Consider the following 9582-nt stretch of genomic DNA (forward strand, 5'->3'; position numbering starts at 1 on the left):
AACAACACAATTGCGAGAGAAGCACGCCCCGCACCTCATCCGGTGTCCTATTCAGGGAACTGGTACTCGACCGTTGCGGCTGGTCCGGCAGCTGAGCACGGCGCTCGCAGTCTTACTCGTTATCCAGATTCCAATTCTGCCCAGGTGATTTCAACCTTCACCGGGTCGATCACTGAGACTGCGACAACCGGGTCCTGGCCGCGCAGTCCGATTCGCTCGGTCACGTACGTAGCAGTCAAGTACTGGCCACCGTTGTTGATCGAGAGAGAGCAGCTCGGACAGGAGCCGGGCAGCGATGGTCTTGCCCGCGGCCGGGAACCCGCATATGACGGCGACTCCAGTTGGATGTCCTGCAATGCTCGGAGCGCACTGGGTGAAAGGGCAAGGGACCGTGCGGGGTTCACCAATTCCGTCATCGGAGAATCTTCCCGCTCTTTAGGTGAAGATTGCCCCGATTGCGAGGCCGATGAGGAATCCGATGATGCACAACAGGAATCCGGCGAATGCGGCTAGTAGTCCGACGCCTACTCGGCGGGTGTTGTCACTGAGTGGAAGTCCAGCGGCGCTGATGGCGATGAGTAGGCCACCGGCGATGGGTGGTCCGGTTATGAACCAGATCGCGTCGCGAGGGACCAGTCCCGTGTAGGGCAACGAGATGGAGACCATGCCGATGACGACGGCTATGAACGACTCGGGGCCGAACCAGTCCTGCCGTGCATATTTCGATGGTAGGCCGCTCATATGTTCACCAACCAGACGAGCACGAGGAGCAGACCAGGTATCACTGTGCCGATGGCCGCACCGAGCGTCCGCGGCGTTCCCCGCCAGACAAGTAATCCCACAGCCGCGACCATTACGGACGTAACGACGGCGAACACCAGATGCTTGGACACCTCGAACGTTGGATACGCCGCATCCGCCAGGCCGATCACCAATCCGAACAGCATCACGGCCGTCGCCGAAGCCAGGGGCACTGCCATCGTTGCTGCTTGCCAGAAAACAGAGTTCGATATCAGGCCATGCGCGAAGACGCCATCACGTTGTTTCACTAGCGCACAACCACGACTGACGGAGGATTGCTCGAACTACCCAGCGCCGTCGGCTTATTTCGCTCCCAATTCGGATCGTTGAAGTCGGCTCGGAACGGCTCGAACATTTCTTTCCCCCCTCCTACCTCGTGAAAGAAAGGTAGGTTCCTGAGCGGTCCCCACTGACTCCCGGAGTCTGCCGGATCAATCAGCACCGGCCGGGAGTCTCCTGCGGAGTTGTCCTGGTAGATCTCCATCGAGGGATAGTTAGTTATCTCACCGCCTGCTATCACTCTCGGTGTGCCTGGATTTCCGCTGGTCGGGGATATGACGAGTTCACCGTTGACGGTATGGCCGGTCACGCCGGATCCCGGCGGAGCAAACGGATTCGCCGCATCATATTGGATCAGGACCGAACCGTTTGAAAGCTGCGACGCCTGAACTTCCGGTTCACCGACCTTCACTTCACCCGATGCAGTGACCGATGGGTTTTGCCGGGTGATGATGAGGCCGTTCTCGTAATCGACATACGTGGTGACACGCGCATGTTCAGGATCGAAGTTGGGGTCCTCCGAGCGATTGTCACCCATGTCGTAGTTAAGCTTCATGCCGCCCGCATCCACATTGAACACCTGTGCAGCAGGGATGAAGGCAGCGGTGCGAATCACTCCCTGGCCGGGGACCGGCTCGATGCGCGCGACCTTGATATTCGGCGGCACGCCCTGATATTTCGGATCGTAACTATTCGGATTCAATGCTTCGGCGGTCTTCCAGTCGGTCGGACTGGATGGCGCTCGGCCGAAGATCTGTTGGAACGCCGCCGCCGACGTACGGAGACGATCAGGATTCGAGCGAGAGTCCTGTTTCTTGTCGTCCTCGATCGTCTTGGTCGCCTCGGTCAGCACCGACTCCGGCGCCATAGCGTCGAGTTCTTGATTCGCCTGCGCGATATTCGCGCCCCACTGCGCATCCGAACTTTCCAGACTCGAGACCAAGCCCGCGAGTCTCGAAAGCTGCATTCCCGCCTCGGAATTCCAATCCTCCACGCCGCTCACGGTCCAGTCGTCCGCGACGGTGACCGGCGATACAACATAGTGCTGGAAGATGGTTCGGATCTCCGCAAGTGGATGCGCCATATCTCGGGCTGCGCCAGCGCTCGCGGTTGCGAGATCGTCGTATGCCGTTGCGATTGCACGCATCTGGGTGCGTTCCCGGTCGGCCTTGTCTTCTGCGGCCTGTCTGGCTTCGCCGCTCCAGGCCAAGTCGTCGTGGATCGTGGCATACATGGTGTCGGAGGCTTTGATGATCGCGTCAGCTATCGCGGTGGCATTGACGGCCACCGCCTGCAGCCCGGACAAATCCCAACTCAGTACCTCACTTGGAGTAGCCATCGTGCTACTTCCCTGCGTGCGGGTCGCCGGAGTTGATATCGCCGATAGCGGCTAGCCGCTTCGCGGCATCGAGGTCAGTGTCGTGAAAGGTTTCCGCCGACAGCGCCAACAGACTGGAGAACTGGTTGAACCGAGCCTTCAGCACATCCTTGGCCCGCCTACTCGACGGGTCCGACTTACCCAGCGCTGTCCCGACCGCTGACCCTTTCAACTTGTCCGCGTTCGGACCCGCGCCCAAGTGCGGAGCCTGATCGATCGCAGTGGGAAGCGCAGCCATCACACCCGCTGCTCCTCGCAGGCCATCCGGATTGACCTCGAACGACATACCGCTCCCTCCGCGCTCCCCACTGACACCGGGAGCCTCATTCCAGTTCGCCTGTGTATTGATACTGACGCACGGAGTCGATGATCGGTTCCACCGGCCGCACCTCGATCACCCTGGCGTCCCACCACTGCTCCCGTCCGGCCGCCAAATAGTCCGTACGTCGTGTAGGACGCACCGGAAACCCATTTGGTTCCACCGATGTTCGCCCGATATGACGGTGCGCACGGTGGTGAACCGTGCGCACCGTCGAGCTATGGGGCGGCAGTCGAGTACTCGGCCGCTGCTGTGATCAAGTAGGAGTGATAGTCAGGCTGGTCGGTCGAATTGGCCCTCTTGCACGCCCTCCGCGAAGGCATCCCATTCGCCTGGAGTGAAAACTAGCGCTGGGCCGGTGGGGTTCTTCGAATCGCGAACGCCGACCTTGCCACCGTCGAGCCATGCCACCTCAACGCAAGCACTCTGGCTGCCGCTGTGGCTGCTCTTGAACCAGTCCACCCCGGACAGGTCAGCTTTCACGCTTCACGCTCCCTTGAATTCGCCCTCTCGCACGCCCGCGGCGAACGCGTCCCACTCGCTGGGAGTGAAGACCAATGCTGGGCCGGTCGGGTTCTTCGAGTCACGAACGCCGACACCGCCACCCGCAAGCCACGCCACCTCAACACAGTCGGTCTGGCTGCTGCTGTAGCTGCTTTTGAACCACGTCGCCCCGGATAGGTCAGTCCTCACGCTGCATACTCCCTTGCCACCCGCCTGAGCAGGTCTCGCGATTTCACTTCATCGAGCGAAGTACTCCGTACGACCGAAGCAAGCTCATGGTAGCGCCGCAGATCATCGGCGTCCTCCAGGTACAGGTCGGCTTTACCGGCACCCTCGAAGTAGACCAACGGCGGCTCGACCGGGTTGCCCTTGGTGTCGAGACCGAAGTCCAGTATCACGAACGGGCCGTGTAACAGCCCCCAGGTGCAGCCAGCACTGAATGGGAGTATTCGAAGGCTCACGTTCGGCAACGTGCTGATCTCCGCCAGATGCCGTAACTGAGCGGCCATCACGCGTGGACCACCGATGACACGGTGCAGTGCCGACTCATGTAGCAGCAGTTCGAGTTTCACCGGATCGGTCTTGCGGGTGATGATCGTCTGGCGCTTCATGCGCAGTTCTACTCGTCGGTCGATATCCTCCTGGCCGGGCAGGGCGCTGATAATCGCCCGTGCATAGTCGGGGGTCTGCACCAGACCCAGAGCGATCTCTTGGTATGCGATCAGCTGACGCGCGGAAGCTGTCAGTCCAACGATCATTTGGAAGGTTTCATCGCTGTAGAGACCCGCGAACGCGGTGTACCACGACGTGACCTGCGCTTGCTTGGCGAGTTCGGCCGCGCGGGTGGTGTCCGCGCGGGACACCTCATACACCTCGCACAACGCCTTCACGTCCACCACGCGGATTTTCTTGGTCTTGGCTGTCTCGATGCGCTGTAGCGCAGGCTGGCTCAGCTCCACGAGTGATGCGGCTTTGGCGATGCTGAAGCCCGCTTCCTCGCGACGCTCGCGAAGGAATCGGGCCAGCTGTCGCCGGGCCAGGGTCGAGGGTTCGGTTTCGTCGTCGTCGGTTGGGGACATCGGGCCTCCTACGCAAGAGCGAATGGAATCACCTGAGAAATCGAATCGACGCCGATGGTGAATCGAACCTATTCCGGATCGCACGTACATCGCATGCTGGGGCTTCAAGCAACTTGGGTCCAACTAACCCGATTCGGCTTGGTTCAGCATATCGCTGGTGGTGTGCTGAGTCAGGCGTTCGGGGACATCGAAGCTCTCGAATCTATCGGCACCGCAACAACATCGGCGGCATGCGTCTCCGCTCGGCACCACCCTCGCGAGCCGACGCGGCGACCCGTGCTGATCCGTTGTTGCCCGTTCCCCGGACGCCCCAGCAGATCTCGCACATCGACATGTTCCGGGGAGTCTCATGCCACACACGCAAGCCATCGAACCGCCACCGACTACCGGCAGGCCGAAAGCCATCGGGTTCATCCGCGCGGATGTCTCCGGACTGCACGCGCCTCGCCATGCGAACGAAATACACCGGCACGCTTGCGCATTGGGCTACTGGTGCGTGTACACGGTCCGCCCACCGGCCGACGAACCGGATCCGATCGGGTATGCCCTCGGCATCGCCGCCGGGCTCGGCGTCGAGGTCATCGTGGTCTTCGATCTGGCGCAGGTGAACGACCAGCCCGCCCTGGTCTGCGATGCGGGGTGCGACCTGGAAACGGTTTCCCCGCCGAGCACGTGGGCACGCAGTGCGCAGCCCGCGCCGGGCGTCGAGGCGGGGGCCGCGCGATGAATTCCCCGAGTCAACCCCAGCATTGGTCGACCGAAGGTGGCCTTCGGCCCGTCCAAGGCGATGACGGTCACCTCGAGCCGAAAAGGCTTGGCGCCCTGATGAGCGACGAGTCGATCCGCACCCCGCCGAGCATCTGCGGCAGTGCCGAAATCGACTTGGCGCATCGGCTGATGCGGCGGCACCGGGAGTGCCGGATCCACCGGTGCGCGTGGAAATGGGTCGCCTACCGCACACTCGTGCAGTACGGCCGGATCGCGCCGCAGACATTGAGTCCACGCGAACGCGCACATCGGCGTGGCATCGAATTTCCCACCGCCCCACCGTCATCCCGGCGAACGCCGGGACCCGATTCGGTATTTCCCTGTGGCGCACCGGAACCCGTTACCCTGCACCAGGTTCTCGATGGACTACGCGAACTGGCGCGCGATATGCGCCCGGACGACGGCCGGGAGGGGTGAGCAGCCGTGGCCCCGTGGCATGTGGTGTCGAGTGTGGTGGCGGTACTCGCCGGATGCGTTATCGCGGTGACCACCCTCGGATGCGTATGGCCGACCGACCGATCGCACCGATCCGCCCCCACCCATCGCCCTACCCGAGCGTACTGCGCACTACGTCCGGTCCAGTGGCCGACAGCGTGGACATGCGACTTGCCCACTCCGCCATTGACTCTCGACGAGGCGCACCGCGCGATGCAGCTACACCGCGAACACAACTGCGCCCGCCGCCGCGCCGCCCTGGCCACCCTCGTCGCGGCCGGGCACGTCACCCTCGACTCCACCCGCCGACACCGCCCCTGGGAACTGCCATCATGAACCACACCGTCAGCACCGATGACCCGCCACCCGCGAGCGCCCACCCGCGTCACATGCACACCTCGGCCACCAGCCGCCACGGAACCGCCACCATGAATCACACCGTCGTCACCGGAGGCGCGGGCTTGCTCGGCTCACATCTGTGCCGAGCACTGCTCGAGCGCGGGGACCGGGTCACCGCGATCGACAACCTGAGCACCGGCCGCCGGGCCGCTATCGAAAACCTCACGGCGCACCCGCGATTCACCCTCCGCACCGCCGATGTGACCGCACCCGGCGCGCTCGCCGACCTCGCCACCGTCACCCACATCGCGCATCTCGCGCGCCCGGGCAGCCCAACAGCCAGCGCCCGGCGCCCGGTCGACACCCTCCGGGCGGCCTCGACCGGCACCCTCGCGGCTCTCGACCTGGCCGCGCGTCGCGGCGCTCGCATCGTCGTGGCGTCGGGCTCCGAGATTTCCGGCGAATCGCACCACGCGCCACCAAGCCGAGGCCACCTCGGAAACATCGGCCCGGCAAGCACTTTCAGCGCGAACACCGCGGGTAGCCACGTCACCGAGGCCCTCGCCCGCCACTATCGAGGCGCGAACGTGGGCATCGTCCGCCCCTTCGAGGTGTACGGTCCGCACCTGTGGCCGGGCGACGGCCGCGTCACTGCCTCCTGCTGTGCTGCCGCACTGCGCGATCAGACACTGCAGGTCATCGATGGTGACACGCGATCTTTCGTCTACGTGGCCGATACGGTCGAGGCTATGGTCGCGATGCTCGACAGCGAAGCGTTCGGGCCGGTCGATATCGGCGGCCCGAACGCGGTCACGCTCGCCGAGTTCGCGCGTACAGTCATCGATCTCGCGGGCAGCGGCTGGCTAGAGGTCGCCCCCGCCAGCACCACCGATGTCACCGCACGGAGCCCGGATCTCACTCACGCGCGAGCCCTCCTGGGCTGGCACCCCACCACCCTCCTACCCGACGGCCTGCACCACACCCTCGACTGGATGCGCACCATCCTGCGCCCGCAATGACCCTCCGGCGTGAAATGGCTTGTCCGACAGCCATGCTCACACGATCACCTCGGTCGATCGCGGCCTGGTGGCAACCCACTCGGCGAGCGGCGGCGAACACAAAGCGGTGACCGGGCCCGCCAACCTGGAGTTACGGATGAAGCGAGCGGTAACGCACGCTCATCCGACGGGACTGAACTATTTCAGCGCCGTCGCTTGTCGGTCTGGCGAGGATGACCGGTGCCAGCCTGAGTTATCCACAAAGTCCGTCGTTCGTCATCGATCGCATACCAGATCCGACCGCCACCGGTGACCTCATACTGCCACTGCTCCAACTCGACACCATCGACGTCGACCCGACCGAGGTCGAATTGAGCCGATGCTGACGCGATGGCTCATCCCGGCAACGTGGGTCGGCGGTTATCGCGATCCATGCCCGGTCGAGATTGTCAGGCGCTTGGGCTAGCAGCGCTGCCCAGCCGTTTGCGGCCTGCCTGTCGATCAACCGGACAATCCAGCCCGTCGGTCGCCTTGCTTCACTTCCTCGACCCAGCTTCTCAGCCATCGGCACTACCCGGAGGTTCGGCATCGACCGCACCGGTCGTGTCGAACGGTCCGCGTAGTCGGCGAGCCAACTCCGGATCGGAATAGATCTCCGCAGTCGACTGCCATTCGCGCAGTGCCCGCGCGAACGGAAGCAGCAAACCGGTTTCAGATCCGGCTAGCAGGTGATCCAGCAGTTCCTTGACGCATTGAGGACGCGCTTGCTCCGGAAGCCACACCAGCCACGGCAGCTCTTCCGCGAAAACCTCCTCGGCCAGGCTCCGATTCACCCTCGCGATGATCGCAAGCGAACGAGCCGCCAGACCAAGACCTTTGACCATCGCCTCGAACCGCTCGGACCGCATCAGCACCAGATTCTCCGCATCACGCCGCTCAAGGATGACATCAGCATCCTCCAACGCCGGAAAGACACTGGTCTGTTTGTTGATCAGCGTCGAGAACGGGAAAGTCCGGGTGCCCACGAGACCAGACTACCCCCAACTTCGAAACTAGTTCAGTACTTACCTGTCACTGGATCCGATCGAGCGCCCGACACCAGCTCTCCGGACACTGCGGTCCAGAGGGGACTATGTCTCTACAGATGCTCGGCGAGGCAGCTGGCGCCCCCATGGTTCGCTGAAATACCTGCACCCTTCCGGGTCCAAGTCAGCCTGCCCACCTTCCCCCGTTGTGTCAGGCTGACTGAGTGCTCACCTATCAGGGCTGCAGGCACCGAGTCTGCCGTACTGGCCAGCCCGGTAGCTCCCATTAGGCTGTTTAGCTCGGATGGCCCGAGCCACCTGTGCCGGTGCTCCGTTCGCATGAGGTTCCTTTGCCCCGCGTCATAACCGCGCCATCCAAATCATCGTGTTCCAGCCTGCCCGCGCTGAAGGTTCGCGCGCCTTCAGTCCGACGCACTGACCTGCCGTTCTGGACCATCGGCCAGCTCACGTCGGCGTTCGGCATAGGGTATTCGGTGCACCGCACCACCCACGCCGACCGGAGGTCTCACGTGCCCGACGCCGCCTACCGCTTGTCGTTCACGACAGGCGGGCTGCTGCGCGCGGAAGCTACGGCGATCGCCGACCTCATGCTAACGATGTCGGACACCGACGCGGTCCGCCGCAAGGCTGTCTCGACCAATGTCGTTCAGCAACGCACGGCGTCGTCGACCGAGCGAGTGACCCGTGAAGTGCTGCAGCGACTGACAGAGCTCCCGAAGTCAGGGGTTGAAATGCTGGCGCAGGGTCCGGTTGAGGATGGCCGCCACCTGATGTGGCTGGCAGCGTGCGTTCGGTACCAGTTCTTGCGCGACTTCGGCCGCGAGGTGCTGCGGGAACGGCCAGTCGTGACGTCCGGCGATTTCGACACCTTCTGGAACGTACAGTCGTCCTGGGTGGACGGTCTTCGGGATACGAAGCCGACCACTCGAAACAAGCTGCGCCAGAACACCTTCCGGATGTTGCGCGAGGCCGGGTACATCGATGCCGATGGCCGGGTACATCCGGCACAGCCATCGCCCGCAGTCGCTGATGTGATCCAAACCGTCTCACCCGAGTTGTTCACCAGCTTCCCAATGGATGTAGTACAAATCGCCACCTTGGTTCGAAATGGACGGGTGGGGTTCTCCTGACGTGGCGGACATCCGAGACCGCAGGACTGTCGGCCCCTGGAAGAATGCTCATCATCCCTCGTCCGCGTCGGTCGTATTCACCTGAGTATCGGGTGGAGGCTGCCGATCGGCTGATCGACTCGGGTCGTTCTGTGCGGGAGGTTGCGCGCGAGCTGGATGTGCACGAGAACCTGCCGAAGTCGGTACGTGCGGAGCGGCGCCGGATGGCTGCCGCCGAGCCGACCGGTGGCCGCTGCGGTGATCCAGGCGGTATTGGCGGCCAACCACTTTCGGCCCATGAGGGAGCCGAGCTGGCACGGCTTCGAGCGAAAGTCGCTGCACAGGCCAAAGATATCGCTTTTCTGATGTGGCGGAGCCGTCGCCGCGGCTACAGCGGGACCGCGATCTACACCTAGACGATTAAGATCGAACTCATTGCTGCCGTTGACAATTGGATTCATTTCTACGATCATCAGCGACGACCCTCGGCGATCGGAATGCAGTCACCGATCGACTACGAGCAGTCA

15 protein-coding genes are annotated in these 9582 nt (G+C 63.2%); 7 read left to right on the forward strand and 8 right to left on the reverse strand.

Features of this window, described 5'->3' with window-relative positions:
- Positions 1-435: 435 nt before the first annotated feature.
- From AB0L58_RS24580 to AB0L58_RS24610, 7 genes are all read right to left on the reverse strand, one after another.
- Positions 436-741 carry a hypothetical protein gene (locus AB0L58_RS24580; protein ID WP_364389966.1) on the reverse strand — a complete coding sequence of 102 codons (306 nt, stop codon included), beginning with the start codon at positions 739-741 and terminating at the stop codon, positions 436-438.
- Complete coding sequence (locus AB0L58_RS24585; RefSeq protein WP_354959830.1) at positions 738-1049, reverse strand: hypothetical protein; 312 nt, start codon at positions 1047-1049, stop codon at positions 738-740. Before AB0L58_RS24585 ends, AB0L58_RS24580 begins: the two co-directional genes overlap by 4 nt.
- Positions 1049-2419, reverse strand: coding sequence for a hypothetical protein (locus tag AB0L58_RS24590; RefSeq protein WP_364389967.1), 1371 nt, complete (start codon positions 2417-2419; stop codon positions 1049-1051). The genes AB0L58_RS24585 and AB0L58_RS24590 overlap by 1 nt, the downstream gene beginning before the upstream one ends.
- A 4-nt stretch (positions 2420-2423) precedes the next feature.
- Positions 2424-2696: a hypothetical protein gene (locus AB0L58_RS24595; RefSeq protein WP_364389968.1), complete on the reverse strand. Its 273-nt coding sequence runs from the start codon at positions 2694-2696 to the stop codon at positions 2424-2426.
- Between the two features lie 354 nt (positions 2697-3050).
- A complete protein-coding gene (locus AB0L58_RS24600) occupies positions 3051-3260 on the reverse strand; it encodes a DUF397 domain-containing protein (RefSeq protein ID WP_364389970.1) in 210 nt (69 codons plus the stop codon).
- A 3-nt stretch (positions 3261-3263) separates the two neighbouring features.
- Positions 3264-3470, reverse strand: coding sequence for a DUF397 domain-containing protein (locus AB0L58_RS24605; protein ID WP_364389971.1), 207 nt, complete (start codon positions 3468-3470; stop codon positions 3264-3266).
- Positions 3467-4450 (reverse strand): helix-turn-helix transcriptional regulator, encoded by a 984-nt coding sequence (locus AB0L58_RS24610; RefSeq protein ID WP_364389972.1) that lies wholly within the window; start codon positions 4448-4450, stop codon positions 3467-3469. The genes AB0L58_RS24605 and AB0L58_RS24610 overlap by 4 nt, the downstream gene beginning before the upstream one ends.
- Before the next feature lie 259 nt (positions 4451-4709).
- Between AB0L58_RS24610 and AB0L58_RS24615 the strand changes: the two genes are divergently transcribed.
- From AB0L58_RS24615 to AB0L58_RS24635, 5 genes are all read left to right on the forward strand, one after another.
- On the forward strand, positions 4710-5087 hold the full coding sequence (locus AB0L58_RS24615) for a hypothetical protein (protein WP_354952378.1): 378 nt from the start codon (positions 4710-4712) through the stop codon (positions 5085-5087).
- Positions 5088-5185: 98 nt separating this feature from the next.
- Entirely contained in the window at positions 5186-5545 is a 360-nt protein-coding gene (locus AB0L58_RS24620) for a hypothetical protein (protein WP_364389974.1), read from the forward strand.
- A 189-nt stretch (positions 5546-5734) separates the two neighbouring features.
- Entirely contained in the window at positions 5735-5899 is a 165-nt protein-coding gene (locus AB0L58_RS24625; protein WP_354952382.1) for a hypothetical protein, read from the forward strand.
- A complete protein-coding gene (locus AB0L58_RS24630; RefSeq protein ID WP_364389976.1) occupies positions 5896-6921 on the forward strand; it encodes an NAD-dependent epimerase/dehydratase family protein in 1026 nt (341 codons plus the stop codon). Before AB0L58_RS24625 ends, AB0L58_RS24630 begins: the two co-directional genes overlap by 4 nt.
- Positions 6922-7133: 212 nt before the next feature.
- Entirely contained in the window at positions 7134-7286 is a 153-nt protein-coding gene (locus AB0L58_RS24635) for a hypothetical protein (RefSeq protein WP_364389977.1), read from the forward strand.
- Between the two features lie 171 nt (positions 7287-7457).
- Here AB0L58_RS24635 and AB0L58_RS24640 read toward each other — a convergent pair whose 3' ends face one another.
- Positions 7458-7925, reverse strand: a complete 468-nt coding sequence (locus tag AB0L58_RS24640) for a hypothetical protein (protein WP_364389978.1) — start codon at positions 7923-7925, stop codon at positions 7458-7460.
- Between the two features lie 350 nt (positions 7926-8275).
- On the opposite strand from AB0L58_RS24640, the gene AB0L58_RS24645 reads away from it, so the two are divergent.
- Together AB0L58_RS24645 and AB0L58_RS24650 are read left to right on the forward strand one after the other, a co-directional pair.
- Entirely contained in the window at positions 8276-9076 is an 801-nt protein-coding gene (locus tag AB0L58_RS24645; protein WP_364389979.1) for a DUF1819 family protein, read from the forward strand.
- A 44-nt stretch (positions 9077-9120) separates the two neighbouring features.
- On the forward strand, positions 9121-9471 hold the full coding sequence (locus AB0L58_RS24650; protein WP_364389980.1) for a transposase: 351 nt from the start codon (positions 9121-9123) through the stop codon (positions 9469-9471).
- Positions 9472-9582 lie beyond the last annotated feature (111 nt).

The sequence above is a fragment of the Nocardia sp. NPDC052112 genome (assembly GCF_040680135.1).
Lineage (GTDB): Bacteria > Actinomycetota > Actinomycetes > Mycobacteriales > Mycobacteriaceae > Nocardia.